Raw genomic sequence first — 17,302 nt, 5'->3', positions numbered from 1 at the left:
ACCTTCAGCGAGGAGACATGGCCATGGCGGAGCACAGCGCGGAGACCGTTCGTGAGCAGGCCGTCGAGACGGCGCTCGGCAAGCTCGACCTGGACACCAAGACCCGGCTGCTCGGCGGCCAGGACATGTGGTCCCTGCCCGCCGTGCCGGAGATCGGCCTGCGGTCGATCGTGATGTCCGACGGCCCGATCGGCGTCCGGGGCGTCCGCTGGACCGCCGACGACCCGTCCGTCGCCCTGCCCTCCCCGACGGCCCTCGCCGCCTCCTGGGACCCGGCCCTCGCCCGCCGCACCGGCCGCCTGCTCGCCCAGGAGGCCCGCCGCAAGGGCGTCCACGTCCTCCTCGCCCCCACCGTCAACCTGCACCGCTCCCCGCTCGGCGGCCGCCACTTCGAGGCCTACAGCGAGGACCCGTACCTCACCGGCGTCATCGGCACCGGCTACGTCCAGGGCGTCCAGGACGGCGGCGTCGGCACCACGGTCAAGCACTACGTCGGCAACGACGCCGAGACCGACCGCTTCACCGTCGACAGCGTCATCGCCCCGCGCCCGCTGCGGGAGCTCTACCTCGCGCCCTTCGAGGCCATCGTCAAGAACGCCCACCCCTGGGGCATCATGACCGCCTACAACCAGGTCAACGGCGTGACCATGAGCGAGCACCACGAGCTCGTCAACGAGGTCCTGCGCGGCGAGTGGGGCTTCGACGGCGCCAACGTCTCCGACTGGATGGCCGCCCGCTCCACCAAGGGCGACATCGAAGGCGGCCTCGACGTCGCCATGCCCGGCCCCCAGACCGTCTACGGCGAGGCGCTCGCCGCCGCGGTCCGGGCCGGCGAGGTCGAGGAGTCGCTGGTCGACGCGGCCGTACGGAACGTGCTGCGGCTCGCCGCCCGCGTCGGCGCCCTCGAAGGCGCCCCGGCGGTCGTCACCGAGCCCCCGGCCACGATCGACGGCGACGCGCTCGCCCGCGAGGTCGCCCGGCGCGGAGTCGTCCTCGTCCGCAACGAGAACGGCGCGCTGCCCCTCAAGAACGGCACGGTCGCCCTCTCCGGCGCCGCCGCCCGCGACGCCCGGGTCCTCGGCGGCGGCTCCGCCCAGGTCTTCCCCGACCACACGGTCTCCCCGCTCGACGGCCTCACCGCCGCGCTCGCCGACGGCGCCCTCACCTTCACCATCGGCGCGGACCCGAGCGACGAACTCACCCCCGCCGACCAGGGCTTCACCCTCCGGGCCGTCTGCCGCGACGCCGACGGCACCGTCCTCGGCGAGGGCTCCCTGCCCAACGGCCAGGTCCAGTGGATCGGCGACGACCTCCCGGCCGGCGTCACCCACGAGGCCCTCGCCTCCATCGAGGTCACCGGCACCTTCACCCCGCGCGAGTCCGGCGAGCACTCCTTCGGGACCCGCGGCCTCGGCGCCTTCACCCTCAGCATCGCGGGGAAGACCGTCTTCGACGGGCTCCAGGCGATGGGCCCCGAGAGCGACCCCTTCGAGGCGTTCTTCGGCTCACCCGTCGAGCGCGCCAAGGTCGCCCTCACCGCGGGCGAGAGCGTCGAGGTCTCCCTGCTCCACCCGCTGGACAAGGAGTTCGCGGCCCCGCTGCCCGCAGTGATGTTCTCCTTCGTCCACCTCGGGCCGCAGCGGGACCCCGACGAACTGATCGCCGAAGCCGTCGAGGCCGCCCGCGCCGCCGACACCGCCGTCGTGGTCGTCGCCACCACCGAGCGCGTCGAGTCCGAGGGCTTCGACCGCAAGGACCTCGCCCTGCCGGGCCGCCAGGACGAGCTGGTCCGGGCCGTGGCCGCCGCCAACCCGAACACCCTCGTCGTCGTCAACGCCGGCTCCCCGGTCGAGATGCCCTGGCGCGAGGAGGTCGCCGCGATCCTGCTCAGCTGGTTCCCCGGCCAGGAGGGCGGCGCCGCGCTCGCCGACGTCCTCACCGGCGCCGAGGAGCCCGGCGGCCGGCTCCCCACCACCTGGCCCGTCGCCCTAGCCGACGTTCCGGTCACCGAGGTCACCCCCACCGACGGTCAACTCGACTACACCGAGGGCGTGTTCGTCGGCTACCGCGCCTGGGACAAGGCCGGCGCCACCCCCGCGTACGCCTTCGGTCACGGCCTCGGCTACACCACGTGGGCCTACGACTCCCTCGAAGTCACCCCGACCGCGGCGAAGGTCCGGATCACCAACACCGGCACCCGCACCGGCCGCGAGGTCGTCCAGATCTACCTGGCGCCCACGGCGGACGCTGTCGAGCGCCCGGCCCGCTGGCTGGCCGCCTTCGCGAGCGTCGAGGCCGGCCCCGGCGAGAGCGTCGAGACCGAGATCCCGCTGCCCGCCCGCGCCTTCGAGATCTGGGACGAGGAGCGGAACGACTGGGCGCACATCTCGGGTACGTACGAGGTCCGCGCCGCGCACTCGCTCGCCGACACGCGCCTCACCGCGACGCTGGACATCTGAGGTCCCGCGCTCCCCTGACCGGCCCCGGGGCGGAACCTGACAACCGCCCCGGGGCTTCCCCACCTTCCTCAGCGCGTGCCGAAGCGGAACACGGTCTCCGAGGCGTACACCTCACCCGGCCGCAGCACGGTCGACGGGAACTCCGGCCGGTTCGGCGAATCCGGGAAGGCCTGCGTCTCCAGGGCGACCCCGCCGAGGTCCGGGTTCCCGTACACCTGCAGCCCCGGTTCGGTGGTCTCCACGGTCACCGTCCGCCCGGTGTCGGGCGCGTACAGCTCGGCCGCCGGCGAACCGTACCCGTCGAGGACGAAGTTGTGGTCCAGCGGGACCGACAGCGGCCCGCCGGCGCGGAAGTCCAGCTCCGTGCCCGTCACCTCGGCGAACTCCCCGGTCGGGATGCCCGTCGGGTCCGTCGGCGTGTACCGCCCTGCGGCGACCCGCAGCTCGTGCGCCCCGCCGCCCGGCTTCCAGTACGTGTGGTTCGTCAGCGCCACCACCGTCGGCGCGTCGGTCACTGCCCGATACCCGATCCGCAGCGCCCCGTCGGCGTCGAGCGTGTACGTCACCCAGACCGCGAGCCGGCCGGGGAAGCCCTCCTCGCCGTCCGGGCTGACCCGGGAGAGCCGTACCCCGCCGTCGACCTCCTCCGCGTCCCACACCCGCTTGTCGAAGCCGCGCTCCCCGCCGTGCAGGGAGTTCGGCCCACCGTTGCGGGCGAGGCGGTACGTCGTGCCGTCCAGGGTGAAGGAGCCGCCCGCGATCCGGTTGGCGTACCGCCCCACCAGGGCGCCGAAGTACGGCTCGGGATGCTTCAGATAGCCCGTCAGATCCGGGAAGCCGAGCACCACCTCGTCCGGCACGCCGTCCCGGTCCGGTACGACGACCGACTGGACGATGCCGCCGTACGTCAGCACCCGCACCCGTACGGCGTCCCGCTGGAGGGTCCAGCGCGTGACGTCCGTACCGTCGACCGAACCGAAGGGCTCACCCGTGATCCTCATGATCCGAAACCCTACGCGGGCCCCTCCGGCGCCGTCACCTGCCGATGCGCCAGCTCCGCGAGCCGCGCCTGCCCGTTCTTGCTGGGGTGGAACCAGTCCCAGCGGCTCAGCTGCTCGCCGTCGAAGGGGAAGCCGAACACCGCGCCGCCGTCGTACCGGCAGCGCCGGTCCTTCGCGCAGACCTCCTCCAGGACCGTGTTGTACGCGACCACCCGGTCCCGTACGGCCGTCCGGCGCTTCTCGGCCGGAGCGCTCAGGTCCTCCGCGTCGGCCAGCATCGAGCCGCAGATCCCCAGCTTCCAGATCTGCCGGCTCAGGGCGCTGTCCTTGCCGGACGACCAGAGCCGCTTCAGATCCGGCACGCTCGACACGTACACCTGCGCCTTCGGCGCGGCCCTGCGCAGGCTCGCGAGGGACGCCTCGAAGTCCGCGCGGAACTCCGCGACCGGCGTCATCAGTTCGGCCCGGGCCCGGCAGGCGTCGTTGGAGCCCATCATCACCGTCACCAACTCCGGCTTCCGGGCGCCCGCCCGGGCCATCTGCTCGGGCAGCTCCGCCATCCGCGCGCCCGTCTTCGCCAGGTTCCAGCTGCGCTCGGCGACGCGCTCGGGACCGAGGAGCCGCAGGGCCAGGCTGTTGACCAGGGTGTCAGTGCCGGTCGCCCAGGACGCCTCGGGGCAGTCCGCCAGGACCGTACAGGCGTCGAAGGCGCGGGTGATGGAGTCGCCCACGGCGGCGACGGAGGCGGGGGTGCGGTCCCAGACGGGGGTGGGGGTCGGGGTCGGCCTGGGGGAGGCGGAGGCTTCGGGCTTCGCGACCTCACACCCCGTCAGGGAGCCGACGCACAGCAGCGCGACGGCCCCCGCTGCGGTGAGGCCGGTCCGGAATCGTCGTGTGCCGCGCATCATTCGGCGCATCCCCTGGCCCCTCTTTTCCCGCCCGGTCGGCGTCCTGGCGAGTGAAAGCTTCGTGTCCGCCGGCCCCCTGACCGACCGTACGTCACCCCAAGGGCAGTGCGGCACGGTAGCTTTTCCCCCGTCGAACCAGAGGCACCTTTGCCAATCGGCTCCGGTAAATTACATCACGTCACATGCTGTCCCCTTTTCGGGGGTTTACGGAGTTTACTCCCGATGCTGTTTACTGAGGCCGCTGGGAAAGGCGAACCTCGTCCCACACTGGAGGTCCCGGTGACGACACGTGGAGTCCTGTACGTACACTCCGCACCGCGCGCGCTGTGCCCACACGTCGAATGGGCGGTCGCGGGTGTCCTCGGTGCGAGGGTCCAGCTCGACTGGATCCGTCAGCCGGCGTCGCCCGGCACGTGGAGAGCCGAGTTCTCCTGGAAGGGCGAGACCGGTACGGCCTCCAAGCTCGCCTCCGCGCTGCGCGGCTGGCAGATGCTCCGCTTCGAGGTCACCGCGGAACCCTGCCCGACCGCAGAGGGCGAGCGCTACAGCGCCACCCCCGAGCTGGGCATCTTCCACGCCGTCACCGGCATGCACGGCGACATCCTGATCCCGGAGGACCGCCTGCGGGCCGCCCTGGCCCGCTCCGTGCGCGGCGAGACGGAGCTGGAGGCGGAGATCGCCAAGCTCCTCGGCAAGCCCTGGGACGACGAACTGGAGCCCTTCCGTTACGCCGGCGAGGGCGCCCCGGTCCGCTGGTTGCACCAGGTCGTCTGACCCCTCCCCGTAACCCGGCAGGGGTACATTCCGCCCGGGGCGCGCAGGGGGCGCGCGGGGGTGGGGGACTTCATGCGTCTGCGCGGTGTGGTCGCGGCGATCGCCGCGGTGCTGAGCGCGACCGCGCTCGGCTCGGCACTGGTGCTGCTCGCGGGCTTCGTGTACCAGGCCGTGAACGGCGAGGAGGTCGACGCTCTGATCGGGTGGGCCGTCCTTCTGGTGGTGGTCGCCCTGGGGCTGTTCGCCCTCTTCGGCGAGATGCGGCCGGACGAGGAGGACGGCAAGGCGGAAGCGGGGGAGCCCAAGGACGGGCAGGAGGCGGAGTCCGCGCGTACGGCGGAGCCGGCCGAGGGCGCGAGCAAGGGCGACGGGTTCCACGCCCTCGTCCTCGTCCTCGGGGTGCTCGGCCTCGTCGCCGGAGGGGTCCTCGGGATCGGGGGCTATGAGGCGCTGCGGCCCTCGACCGCGACACGCCCGGAAGCCGAGGCCTCCGGTCCGCCGTCGGCCGCGCCTTCGGCCTCGGCTTCGGGAGCGTCTGGCAGCGCGGCCGTCGCCTGGAAGGTCCCGCCCGTCGGAGGCCCGTACGACACGGGGCCCGGCGCCTGGGGGCTCGGGGACGTCGCCGTCCAGGTCAGGCTCGACGGCCTTTCGGCGTACGACGTCCGCGACGGGGCCGTCCGCTGGAGCGTGCCGGCGCCCGCGCGCGAGGCCGTGTGCGCGATGGGCCCTGAAGTCGCGGGGAACGTCGGGGTGGTGGCGTTCGGGCGGCACGAGAAGCCCTGCGCGACGCTCGCGGCCGTCCACACGTCGACCGGCAAGGTGCTGTGGCGGCAGCCCGTCAAGGGCGCGGGGCTCGCCCCGTACGGTCTCGCCGTCGGCGGGTCCACGGCCGTCGCGGCGGAGGACCGGGTGGTGCGGGGCCGCTCCGCCGAGACCGGGGAACAGCGCTGGCAGCGGCCCCTGGACAAGGGATGCGCGGTCCGGGCGCTGGACGCCGACGCGGCACGCGCGCTCCTCGTGGAGCAGTGCGGCAGCGGCGCCCGGCTGGTCGCCCTGGAGACCCGTACCGGCAAGGAGCAGTGGGCCCGGGCGCTGCCCGTCGAGTCGGAGATCGCGGCGGCGGTGCTCTCGGTGACGCCGGTGGTCGTCGCGGTGGACGAGGAGGACACGCGCGGCACGCACGCGCTGCTCGCCTACGACGACGGCGGCACGCCCACGCTGACCGTGCCGATCACCGGCCCTGCCGGGACGCTCGGCGTCCCCGAGCAGGTGTCGAGGACCGGGGACTGGGTCCGTCCTGTCGTCGCCGGTGAGCTGCTGATCACGCTCGCGGCCAGCGGCTCGGCCGGCGAGGACAAGGTGGTCGCCCTCTCCCTGAAGGACGGCCGCACGGTGTGGGAGCACAGGTCCGACCGGTTGAGGTTCGAAGCGATCGCCCTGGGACCCGACGGCCGTCTCGGGGTCCTCGTCGTGGGAGCGGGCGCGTCGGAGATCGTCCTGCTCGACGCCGCCACCGGAGCCGTACGCGGAGGGATCGCCACGAACGACACGGCTGCCGCCGTCGCGATCCGCCCCGAACTGCTCCCCGCCACCGGCGGCCACGTGGTCGTCAACCGCGTAGCCTCGCCCCCACAATCGGCCGTCTTCGCCCTCCGCTGACATACGGCAGAGGCCCACCCCGCAAGGGATGGGCCTCTGCCGTAGATCGCTTCAGGTCACACCGTGCGGAATGCCGGCACCACGTTGTGGCCGCCGAAGCCGAAGCTGTTGGCCCCTCCCCCGTGCGCCCCTCGCGCCGCTTCGCGGGCTTCGGAACGCTGTGCCGGACTCCGTCCGGCGGACGTGGCTGAGGCCCACCCCGCGCACGGAGTGGGCCTCACACATTGCTTTCGGTCACACCGTGCGGAACGCCAGCACCACGTTGTGGCCGCCGAAGCCGAAGCTGTTGTTGATCGCGGCGATCGTGCCCTGCGGGAGTTCGCGGGGCTCGTCGCGGACGATGTCCGCCTCGACCGCCGGGTCCAGCTCGTCGATGTTGATCGTCGGCGGGGCCAGGCGGTGGTGGAGCGCCAGGACCGTCGCGACGGTCTCGATGCCGCCCGCGCCGCCCAGCAGGTGACCCGTCATCGACTTCGTCGCGGAGATCGCGACGTGGTCCAGGTCGTCGCCGAGCACCTTGCGCAGCGCCTTGATCTCGGCGACGTCACCCTGCGGCGTCGACGTCGCGTGCGCGTTGAGGTGGACGACCTCGGAGGGCTTGAGGTCCGTCGCGTCCAGCAGGTTCTGCATCGCGGCCGCGATGCCCCGGCCGGTCGGCTCGGGCTGCGCGATGTGGTGGCTGTCGGCCGACAGGCCCTGGCCGAGCACCTCGCAGTAGATCCGCGCGCCACGGGCCTTCGCGTGCTCCTCGGACTCGAGGATCACCACGCCCGCGCCCTCGCCGAGCACGAAGCCGTCACGGCCCGTGTCGTACGGACGCGAGGCCTTCGTCGGCTCGTCGTTGTTCTTGGACATCGCCATCATGTTGGCGAAGGCCGCGATCGGCAGCGGGTGGATCGCCGCCTCGGTGCCGCCGGCCACGACCACGTCGGCCCGGCCGGTACGGATCATCTCGACGGCGTAGCCGATCGCCTCGGCACCCGACGCGCACGCCGAGACCGGGGTGTGGACGCCCGCCCGGGCGTTCACCTCCAGGCCGACGTTGGCGGAGGGGCTGTTCGGCATCAGCATCGGCACGGTGTGCGGGGACACACGGCGGACGCCCTTGTCCTTCAGCACGTCGTACTGGTCCAGCAGAGTCGTTACACCGCCGATGCCGGACGCGATGACGGAGCCGAGCCGCTCGGGCGCGATGCTCCCGTCCTCGCCGGCCGGGGCGGTGTAGCCCGCGTCGGCCCACGCCTCACGGGCCGCGATCAGCGCGAACTGCGCCGAGCGGTCCAGCTTGCGGGCGAGCGGGCGGGGCAGAACGTCACCCGGGTCGACCGCGGCGAGCGCCGCGATCTTTACGGGCAGTTCGGCGAATCGTTCGCCCTCGAGGGGCTTGACGCCGGAGCGCCCCGCGATCAGACCTTCCCAGGTCGATGCGGAGTCGCCACCCAGCGGTGTGGTTGCGCCGATACCGGTGACGACCACGGTGCGATTGGTCGAGCTCACAGGAATTCTTTCTCCACGTGTGTGATGGTCGAAATACGGCGCCACCGCCGGGTGGCTTACCGAGTCAGCAAGGGCCGAATCAGCCCTGGTTCTTCAGGATGTAGTCGGTCGCGTCGCCGACCGTCTTCAGGTTCTTGACGTCCTCGTCCGGGATCTTGACGTCGAAGCGCTCTTCGGCGGCGACGACGACCTCGACCATGGACAGGGAGTCGACGTCAAGGTCGTCCGTGAAGGACTTGTCCAGCTGGACGTCCTCGGTCGGGATGCCGGCGATCTCGTTGACGATCTCGGCGAGACCCTTGACGATCTCTTCCTGGGTGGCGGCCATTGTGGCGCTCCTTCTGTGATTGCTTTGATAAACGGCTTCCGGAAGATCCGGAGGTGCCTAGGGGAGAGTAACGACCGACGCGGCGAAGACGAGACCCGCCCCGAAGCCGATGATGAGAGCCGTGTCGCCGCTCTTCGCCTTGCCGGTCGCAAGGAGCCGCTCCATCGCGAGCGGAATCGACGCGGCCGAGGTGTTGCCGGTGGTCTCGACGTCACGCGCGACCGTGACGTGCTCCGGCAGCTTCAGAGTCTTCACCATCGAGTCGATGATCCGCATGTTCGCCTGGTGCGGAATGAAGACATCCAGGTCGTCCGCCGAGATTCCGGCGGCGTCCAGCGCCTGCTGGGCGACCTTCGCCATCTCGAAGACGGCCCAGCGGAAGACCGCCTGACCCTCCTGCGTGATGGCGGGGAACTTGATCTCGCCCTGCTCGTTGAGCGGGAGGTTCGTGTCGTCGCCGCTGTGGAACTCGTTCCACGGGACGGTCTGCTTGATCGTCTCGGACTTGTCGCCCTCCGAACCCCAGACCGTGGGGCCGATGTGCGGCTCGTCGGAGGGGCCGACCACGACCGCGCCGGCGCCGTCGCCGAACAGGAAGGCCGTCGCGCGGTCCTCCAGGTCGGTCAGGTCGCTCAGCCGCTCGACGCCGATGACAAGTACGTACTCTGCCGAACCCTCGACGATCATGCCCTTGGCGAGGGTCAGGCCGTAGCCGAAGCCCGCGCAGCCGGCGGAGATGTCGAACGCGGCCGGCTTGCCCGCGCCGATCTTGTCGGCGATCTCGGTGGCGACGGCCGGGGTCTGCTTGAAGTGCGAGACCGTCGAGACGATGACGGCGCCGATCTGCTCAGGGGCGATCCCGGCGTCGGCGATGGCCTTCCCGGAGGCCTCCACGGACATCGCGGTCACGGTCTCCTCGGGGGAGGCCCAGTGACGGGTGGAGATGCCGGAGCGCGAGCGGATCCACTCGTCGGACGAGTCGATCTTCTCGAGGATCACCTCGTTCGGCACGACCCGGGTGGGGCGGTAGCCGCCGACACCCATGATCCGTGCGTACGGGGCGCCCTTGCTGGGCTTGATCTTCGACATGCTCTACGGCTCCTTACTCAGGCTGCAGTGTGCTCGGCGACGAGCGTGCGGGCCGCGTCGAGGTCGTCGGGGGTCTTCAGGGCGACGGTCGCCACGCCCGGGAGCGCGCGCTTGGCGAGACCGGTCAGGGTGCCGCCGGGGCACACCTCGATCAGCCCGGTCACGCCCAGCTCCTTGAAGGTGTCCATGCACAGGTCCCAGCGGACCGGGTTGGCGACCTGGCCGACGAGGCGGCGGATGACGTCGCCGCCCTCGGTGACGACGGCGCCGTCCCGGTTGGAGACGTAGCGCACGGTCGGAGCGGAAACGGTCAGCTCCTTCGCGGCGGCCTCCAGCTTCGTCACGGCCGGGGCCATGTGCTCCGTGTGGAACGCGCCGGCGACCTTCAGCGGGACGACGCGGCGGACGCCCTCGGGCTTGTCCTCGGCCAGCGCGGCCAGCTGCTCCAGCGTGCCCGCGGCGACGACCTGGCCGGCGCCGTTGACGTTGGCCGGGGTCAGGCCGAGCTTCTCCAGGTGCGGGAAGACGACGTCGGGCTCGCCGCCGAGCAGCGCGGCCATGCCGGTCTCGGTGATCGCGGCGGCCTCGGCCATCGCGAGCCCACGGGCCCGTACGAGACGCAGCGCGGAGACCTCGTCGAGGACACCGGCGAACGCGGCGGCGGTGATCTCGCCGACGCTGTGGCCCGCGACGGCGCCGGGGGCGATGCCGGGAACGGCCTCGCGGAGCGCGCCGGCGGACAGCAGACCGGCGGCGACGAGCAGCGGCTGGGCCACTGCGGTGTCACGGATCTCGTCCGCGTCGGCGTTCGTGCCGTAGTGGACGAGGTCCAGTCCGATGGCCTCGGACCAGGCCGCCACACGGTCGGCGACGCCGGGGAGTTCGAGCCAGGGAGTCAGGAAGCCGGGCGTCTGAGCGCCTTGGCCGGGAGCGACGAGTACGAGCACCCTCACACTCTCTCTTGGGGACGGCTCCGAGCGCCCGTGGGGACTAGGACGAAGAACCGTCGGGGGAATTGTTGGTGTTCGACAAAAGTCTAGGACTGCGAATCTCCGTCGGCCAAGCGCCCCAGAATGAGGGCGATCCGCAGCGTGAAGGCCGACCGGACATCGGAGGGTGACCAGCCGGTGACATCTGTCACACGTCGAAGCCGGTAGCGCACGGTGTTCGGGTGCACGAAGAGCATCCTCGCCGCGCCTTCCAGGCTGCTCGCCTGCTCCAAGTAGACACTCAGAGTTTCCAGCAGCGCCGATCCCGCTTCTTCGAGTGGTCTGTAGATCTCCTCCACCAACTGGTCCCGCGCAGAAGGGTCGGAGGCGATCGCGCGCTCCGGCAGGAGATCGTCCGCGAGGACCGGTCGCGGGGCGTCCTGCCAGGCCGAGCAGGCCTTGAGCCCGGCGGCGGCGGCCTGCGCGGACCGGGTGGCGGCGAGCAGGTCGGGAACGACGGGCCCGGCGACAACCGGCCCCGCCGCATACGGCCCGATCAACGCCTTCGCGACGGCGAGCGGATTGTCGTTCCCCCCGGCGATGACGACGAGCCGGTCGCCGAGGACGCCGGTGAGGACCTGGAGCTTGGCGTGCCGGGCGGCGCGGCGGATCGCCTCGACGGTCAGCTCGCTGTCGCCGTCGGGGGCGGTGCCGAGGACGACGCAGACGTGGTCCGGCGAGTTCCAGCCGAGGGCGGCGGCCCGCGAGACGGCGCCCTCGTCGGCCTCGCCGGAGAGGACCGCGTTGACGACGAGGGACTCCAGACGCGCGTCCCAGGCACCGCGGGCCTCGGCGGCCTGGGCGTAGACCTGGGCGGTCGCGAAGGCGATCTCGCGGGCGTAGACGAGGAGGGCCTCGCGGAGGATGGACTCGTCGCCGGGGGCGGCGACCTCCTCGATCGCCGTCTCCATGACCTCGATGGTGGTGCGGACCATCTCGACGGTCTGCCGCAGCGTGATCGCGCGGGTCAGCTCGCGGGGCGCGGTGCCGAAGACGTCGGTGGAGATGGCCTGCGGGGTCTCCGGGTGCCGGAACCACTCGGTGAACGCGGCGATGCCCGCCTGCGCGACCAGCCCGATCCACGACCGGTTCTCGGGAGGCATCGCCCGGTACCACGGCAGCGTCTCGTCCATACGGGCAATGGCGTTGGCGGCGAGCCGCCCGGAGGACTGTTCGAGGCGCTTCAGGGTCGCGGAATGCGGATGAGCGGCGTTCGTGGGTTCAGGCACGTGGACAAGACTGCCTTATCGGGACGCCCAGGTGCGGGGTCGGGGCCGTTTCCTTGCGCCGGACCCGTCGGGGGCGTGGCGCGGGACGGGCCCGCGGGGGTTTCTGTCGGGCGGGCCTCCGCGGGGCGGGCCTGCCCGGGTGGGCCTCCGCGGGGCCGGGCGGGCGGGCCAGCGGGCCCACCGGCTCGCTGCCGTGGCTGCCGTACGCCCTTCGTGGGCGGGGATCCGGCGGGCCGGTTGGCGAGAGTGTGGCGGGCTACCGTGGGGGCGTGATTCGTATTCAGCGGGCCGGTGACCGTTACCCCGGGGGTGACGAGGTGGCCGGGATCGAGACGCGGCACGCGTTCTCCTTCGGGCCGCACTACGACCCCGACAACCTCCGCTTCGGCGCCGTGCTCGCCTGCAACGAGGAGCGGCTCGCGCCCGGGGCCGGTTTCGCCGAGCACCCGCACCGGCACACCGAGATCGTCACCTGGGTCGTCGAGGGCGAGCTGACCCACCACGACACGGCCGCAGGACACACCACCGTCGTCCGCCCCGGGGACGTCCAGCGGCTCAGCTCCGCCGGGGGCGTACGGCACGAGGAGCGCAACGACGCCGACGTGCCGCTGGTCTTCGTCCAGATGTGGCTCGCCCCGCTGGAGCCGGGCGGCGACCCCGCGTACGAGATCGTCCGGGGCATCGCCGACTCCACCCCGTACGCCCTCCCGGAGGCCGCCGCGATGCTCCACGTCCGGCGCCTGGAACAGGGCGAGCGCACGGCCGTCCCTGACGCGGACCTCGTCTACGCGCACGTGGTGCGAGGCACGGTCCGCCTCGACGGCGAGGAACTCACCCCCGGCGACGCGGCCCGCGTCACCGCCGCCCGAGACCTCGCCGTCCTGGCGACCTCGGACGCGGAGGTCCTCTTCTGGGAGATGCGCGCAGCGGCCTGAGCCGACCCGCACCGGGGCAAAAGGCTCCGGCGCGGAGGCACCGCGCCGGCCCCGCAGGGCGGGCGCGGCCGGGACCGCGCACCCACGCCTAACCCCCCACCCCGCTCGCGTCAGCGAGCCGTCGCGCTCTTCGTGCGCCATCCCTCCCAGCTCACGTTCCACGCCCCGTACCCGTTGCCCTCCGCCACCGTGCCCTTCGTGTCCGCGCCCTTGATCTCGAACGGGTCGCCCGGCCGCACCTGGCCGTAGAACCACGTCGCGTCGGCGTCGCTCATGCCTATGCAGCCCGAGCTGCGGTTCGCGCGGCCGAAGTTCGCCGCGTTCCACGGCGCCGCGTGCGCGTACATGCCCGACCACGTCAGCCGCATCGAGAAGTCGACCATCTTGTCGTAGGCGTCGCCGAGCCCGACCGTCTCCGAGTTCATGTTGATCGTGCCCTCCTTCGCCATCAGCACCGCCGTCCCCCGCCACGACCGCTTGTCGCCCCCGGGCGTCCCGCCCGATACGGGGATCGTGCGCACGGCCCGCCCGTCCCGCTCAAGGACGAGCTGCTTGCGGTCCAGGTCCACTTTCACCACCTGCGCCGTCCCGGCGACCGTGAACCCGGTCCGGTAGTCCCGGACGAACCAGCCGCCGCCCGAGTCCGTCCCGTCGAGCGTCGCGTTCAGGTCCACCCGGGTCCCCGGCTTCCAGTACTGCTTCGGCCGCCAGTCCACCCGGTCCTTGCCCGACCAGTCCTTCAGCCAGCCCCACGAGCCGACGGTCCCGTTCGAGGTCGTCACCTTGAGCTGCTTCTCCACCTCGGCCCGGTTCGTCACCGGCCGGTCGAACACGATCGACAGCGGCTGGGCGACCCCGACCGTCGTGTTCTTCCCCGGCGCCAGCGTCAGCTTGTTGACCCGCGCGGCCGGCGCCGTCCTGAACGTCGAGCTGCTCGTCGTCTCCTTCCCGCCGGCCGTCCGGGTCGTCGCCTCCACCCGGTACGACGTGCCCGGCACCGCCTTCCGGTCCGAGACCCAGGACGTCCCGCCGGCCCCGGTACGGCCCGCCAGCTCGGCGCCCTCCGCGTCCACGACCCGGACCGTCCGCAGCGTCCCGCCGGTCGCCGTGACCGTCACCGTCCGCCCCGCCGCCGGGCTTACCACGGTCACCTTCGCCGGGGTCTCCGCCTGGCCCGCGGCCCCGGGGCTCTCCGTCGTACGGGGCGCGCCCACCGCCCCGGCCGAGCAGGCGGCGAGCGAGCCGCAGAGGGCGACGGCCGCGAGCGACCGGCGTATTCGGGTGCGTGCGGGAACCGAGGACAGCACGGAAACCACGGAAACCTCCGGAGAAAAGTGTGGGATGCCCGGACTGTATGCCGCGGAATCGGCCCCCGGACCTCTGTGACGAGGGGTGGTGAGGAACGGTCATCGTCCGGTCACACACGACGCGCGGACCGGTCAAGACCGGCTGTGAGCATCCTGTGCGACCCCCGACCGAGGGGCGGAACAAGGAGGCTCACGTTGTGTCAGCTCTGCTCGTGACGGCCGCACCGCCGCAGGCCACTCGGCTCGAGCCCGTCACCGTCGAGACGTACCGTGCCTTCCTCGCCCGGGGCGAGGCCCGCCCCAGCTTTCTCCAGTGCCCCTCCTGGGCCGATGTCAAGGACGGCTGGCGGCATCAACTCCTCGGCTGGGGACCGGAGTCGGGGACCGGTCCGACCGGTGTCGCTCTCGTCCTGCTGCGACCGTTCCCCGGCACCCGGAAGTTCTTCGCCTACCTCCCCGAGGGGCCCGTCGCCGACTGGTCCGACCCGGACATCGACGGCTGGCTCACCCCGCTGCTCCAGCACCTGCGCGCCGCCGGGGCCTTCGCCGTACGCATCGGGCCCTCGCCCGCCTTCCGCCGCTGGAACGCCGCCACCCTCAAGGCGCACACCGCTCCCGGGCGGCGGCTCTCCGACGTCCTCGCCGACGAGGTCGACCCGCTCGGCACCGCCGTCGCCGAACGGCTCCGCTCCCGCGGCTGGCGCCGCTGCGGCGGCGACTCGACCAGCGGTTCCGACGGCGCCGACGCCCAGCCCCGCCACGTCTACCAGGTCCCCCTCGCCGGGCGCAGCTCGGAAGACCTGTGGGACGGCCTCAACCAGGAGTGGCGGCGCAACGTCCGCAAGGCCCGCAAGTCCGGCGTCGAGGTCGTCGTCGGCTCGGCGGCCGACCTGCCGGACTTCTTCCGGCTCCTGCGGATCACCGAGGAGCGTGACGGATTCCGCCTCGGCCGCTCCCTTTCCTACTACGAACGCCAGTACGCGGTCCTCAACGCCGAGCAACCCGGACGGATGAAGCTCTACCTCGCCCGCCACGAGGGCGAGACCCTCGCCGCCCACACGATGATCACCGTGGGGAAGCGGGTCTGGTACCAGACCGGCGCCTCCGCCGACCACCGCCGCGAGGTCCGCCCCTCCAACGCCCTGCAGTGGCGGATGCTGCTCGACGCCCACGCGATCGGCGCCGATGTCTACGACATGCGCGGGATACCCTCCACCCTTGATCCGGACGACCGCGCCCACGGTCTGCTGCGCTGGAAGCTCGGCACGGGCGGGCAGGCCGTCGAGACGCTGGGGGAGTGGGAGACACCGTTGGCCGGCACGACCAACCACGCGCTGTACCGGGCGTTCCAGGCGTACCTGGCCCGCCGATGACGACGACCGTCGCGAAGCCGGAGCCAGGGCCGGAGCCGGGGCCGGGCCCAGGGCAGGGCGCGGGAGCGGGGCCGAGGCACCGCGCCACCCCGTCCGTGCTGCGCAGCGGCGCGCTCATGGCCGCCGGCTCGCTGGTCTCGCGCGCCACCGGCTTCGTCCGCTCGGCGATCGTCGCGGCGGCGCTCGGCGTCGGGGGGATCGCCGACGGGTACGCGGTCGCCAACTCCATCCCCACCATCGTCTACATACTGCTCCTCGGCGGCGCCCTCAACGCGGTCTTCGTGCCCGAGCTGGTCAAGGCCGCCAAGGAGCACGAGGACGGCGGCGTCGCCTACACCGATCGGCTCCTCACGATCTGCGTCTGCGCCCTGCTCGTGATGACGGCGGGCGCGGTGGTCGCGGCGCCCGCGATCGTCGACGCGTACACCGACTACAGCGGCGCGCGGGAGTCGATGACGGTCGCGTTCGCCCGCTACTGCCTGCCGCAGATCTTCTTCCTCGGCCTCTTCACCCTGCTCGGTCAGGTCCTGAACGCGCGGGGCCGGTTCGGCGCGATGATGTGGACGCCGGTCCTCAACAACGTCGTCGTCATCGCCGTCTTTGGGCTTTACGTGGCGACGGCGGTGACCGGTTCCGGCGGACTCTCGGCGGGGGAGACCGCGCTGCTCGGCTGGGGCACGACGGCCGGCATCGCGCTCCAGGCCCTCGCGCTCGTGCCCTCGCTGCGAGGGGCCGGGTTCCGCTGGCGGCCCCGGTTCGACTGGCGCGGCAGCGGGCTCACCGCGCCGCTGCGCTCGGCGGGCTGGCTGGTGCTGCTCGTCCTCACCAACCAGGCCGCGTACTGGGTGACGACGAAGCTCGCCACGGCGGCGGGCGCGCAGGCGGAGCGGCTGGAAGGCGGCGGGGGCGGCTTCGGGTTCGCCGCGTACAACAACGCCTACCTGCTGTGGGCCGTGCCGCACGGCATCGTCACCGTCTCGCTTGTGACCGCGCTGCTGCCGAGGATGAGCGGCGCCGCCGCCGACGGCGACCTCGCCGGGGTGCGGCGGGACGTCTCGTACGGGCTGCGCGCCTCGGCGGCGGCGGTCGTCCCGGCGGCCTGCGCGCTGTTCGCGCTCGCGGTGCCGCTGATGAGCCTGGTCTTCCAGTACGGCAGGACCGACGCGGCCGACGTCCGGGCGATGGCGTGGATCCTGATGGCCTTCGCGCCGGGCCTCGTCGCCTTCTCGGGCCAGTACGTCTGCACCCGCGCCTTCTACGCGCTGCGCGACACGAAGACCCCGTTCCTCCTGAACCTGGTGATCGCCGCCCTGAACGCGGGCCTCTCCCTGACCGCGTACCGGCTCCTGCCCCCGACCTGGGCGGTGGCGGGCATCGCCGCCGGCTACTCGCTGGCGCTGTGGGCGGGCTGGGCCCTGACCGCGTACGCGCTGCGCCGCCGCCTCGGGGCCTCCACGCCCGCCTCCGCACGAGGCGCCGGGGCCGGGGGTTCGCTCGCGCGGCTGGTCGTGGTCGCCCTGCCCGCCACCGGCTGGGGGCTGCTCGCCACCGACTCCACCGCCCCGGCCGGCGCACTGCCCGCCGCCCTGGCGGGCGGCCTCGCCGTCCTCGCGGTCTTCGGGCTGCTCGCCCGGCCCCTCGGGCTCACCGAGGTGAGCGCCCTCCTCACGACCACCGGCCGGCGCCTGCGCGTCGTCCCGCGCCCGCGCGGCGGCTGACCGGGGGCACCCCGCCGCTCGCCCTCCTCACCTTGG

General features: G+C 72.7%; 14 protein-coding genes. 6 read left to right on the top strand and 8 right to left on the bottom strand.

Translation table 11 applies throughout. The annotated features are described in order from the left end of the window. Positions 1–23 precede the first annotated feature (23 nt). Positions 24–2,459, top strand: coding sequence for a glycoside hydrolase family 3 protein (locus tag ACFWRO_RS23405; protein WP_384512998.1), 2,436 nt, complete (start codon positions 24–26; stop codon positions 2,457–2,459). Between the two features lie 68 nt (positions 2,460–2,527). Here ACFWRO_RS23405 and ACFWRO_RS23400 read toward each other — a convergent pair whose 3' ends face one another. Together ACFWRO_RS23400 and ACFWRO_RS23395 are read right to left on the bottom strand one after the other, a co-directional pair. Next, on the bottom strand, positions 2,528–3,460 hold the full coding sequence (locus ACFWRO_RS23400) for an aldose epimerase family protein (protein ID WP_384512997.1): 933 nt from the start codon (positions 3,458–3,460) through the stop codon (positions 2,528–2,530). A gap of 11 nt (positions 3,461–3,471) precedes the next feature. Then, the gene (locus ACFWRO_RS23395) at positions 3,472–4,368 is read right to left on the bottom strand and encodes an SGNH/GDSL hydrolase family protein (protein WP_384513037.1); all 897 of its coding nucleotides are present in this window, start codon (positions 4,366–4,368) and stop codon (positions 3,472–3,474) included. A gap of 279 nt (positions 4,369–4,647) precedes the next feature. Here ACFWRO_RS23395 and ACFWRO_RS23390 point away from each other — a divergent pair, with 279 nt between their 5' ends. Both ACFWRO_RS23390 and ACFWRO_RS23385 read left to right on the top strand, forming a co-directional pair. Continuing rightward, positions 4,648–5,142: a DUF3145 domain-containing protein gene (locus ACFWRO_RS23390; RefSeq protein ID WP_384512996.1), complete on the top strand. Its 495-nt coding sequence runs from the start codon at positions 4,648–4,650 to the stop codon at positions 5,140–5,142. Positions 5,143–5,214: 72 nt separating this feature from the next. Continuing rightward, positions 5,215–6,801 carry a PQQ-binding-like beta-propeller repeat protein gene (locus tag ACFWRO_RS23385; protein WP_384512995.1) on the top strand — a complete coding sequence of 529 codons (1,587 nt, stop codon included), beginning with the start codon at positions 5,215–5,217 and terminating at the stop codon, positions 6,799–6,801. Between the two features lie 234 nt (positions 6,802–7,035). Here the strand turns inward: ACFWRO_RS23385 and fabF are convergent, their stop codons facing one another. The 5 genes from fabF to fasR all read right to left on the bottom strand — a co-directional run bounded on the left by fabF (position 7,036) and on the right by fasR (position 11,933). Further along, complete coding sequence (gene fabF, locus ACFWRO_RS23380) at positions 7,036–8,298, bottom strand: beta-ketoacyl-ACP synthase II (protein ID WP_384512994.1); 1,263 nt, start codon at positions 8,296–8,298, stop codon at positions 7,036–7,038. A 79-nt stretch (positions 8,299–8,377) separates the two neighbouring features. Beyond that, positions 8,378–8,626: an acyl carrier protein gene (locus ACFWRO_RS23375; RefSeq protein ID WP_362015156.1), complete on the bottom strand. Its 249-nt coding sequence runs from the start codon at positions 8,624–8,626 to the stop codon at positions 8,378–8,380. Between the two features lie 57 nt (positions 8,627–8,683). After that, positions 8,684–9,715, bottom strand: coding sequence for a ketoacyl-ACP synthase III (locus ACFWRO_RS23370; RefSeq protein WP_384512993.1), 1,032 nt, complete (start codon positions 9,713–9,715; stop codon positions 8,684–8,686). A 17-nt stretch (positions 9,716–9,732) separates the two neighbouring features. Next, positions 9,733–10,662: an ACP S-malonyltransferase gene (locus ACFWRO_RS23365; protein WP_384512992.1), complete on the bottom strand. Its 930-nt coding sequence runs from the start codon at positions 10,660–10,662 to the stop codon at positions 9,733–9,735. A gap of 89 nt (positions 10,663–10,751) precedes the next feature. Then, a complete protein-coding gene (gene fasR, locus ACFWRO_RS23360) occupies positions 10,752–11,933 on the bottom strand; it encodes a fatty acid biosynthesis transcriptional regulator FasR (protein ID WP_384512991.1) in 1,182 nt (393 codons plus the stop codon). 269 nt (positions 11,934–12,202) lie between these two features. Between fasR and ACFWRO_RS23355 the strand changes: the two genes are divergently transcribed. Beyond that, positions 12,203–12,868 carry a pirin family protein gene (locus ACFWRO_RS23355; protein WP_384512990.1) on the top strand — a complete coding sequence of 222 codons (666 nt, stop codon included), beginning with the start codon at positions 12,203–12,205 and terminating at the stop codon, positions 12,866–12,868. A gap of 110 nt (positions 12,869–12,978) precedes the next feature. Here the strand turns inward: ACFWRO_RS23355 and ACFWRO_RS23350 are convergent, their stop codons facing one another. Next, a complete protein-coding gene (locus ACFWRO_RS23350; protein WP_384513036.1) occupies positions 12,979–14,175 on the bottom strand; it encodes an Ig-like domain-containing protein in 1,197 nt (398 codons plus the stop codon). Positions 14,176–14,372: 197 nt separating this feature from the next. On the opposite strand from ACFWRO_RS23350, the gene ACFWRO_RS23345 reads away from it, so the two are divergent. Both ACFWRO_RS23345 and murJ read left to right on the top strand, forming a co-directional pair. After that, a complete protein-coding gene (locus ACFWRO_RS23345) occupies positions 14,373–15,548 on the top strand; it encodes a lipid II:glycine glycyltransferase FemX (RefSeq protein WP_384512989.1) in 1,176 nt (391 codons plus the stop codon). After that, positions 15,545–17,266: a murein biosynthesis integral membrane protein MurJ gene (murJ, locus tag ACFWRO_RS23340; protein WP_384512988.1), complete on the top strand. Its 1,722-nt coding sequence runs from the start codon at positions 15,545–15,547 to the stop codon at positions 17,264–17,266. The genes ACFWRO_RS23345 and murJ overlap by 4 nt, the downstream gene beginning before the upstream one ends. Positions 17,267–17,302 lie beyond the last annotated feature (36 nt).

It is taken from the genome of Streptomyces sp. NPDC058579 (assembly GCF_042718575.1).
In the GTDB taxonomy this organism is placed as follows: domain Bacteria; phylum Actinomycetota; class Actinomycetes; order Streptomycetales; family Streptomycetaceae; genus Streptomyces.
Note: the sequence above shows the minus strand (reverse complement) of the source record. Positions and strands in the feature narration are given on the sequence as shown.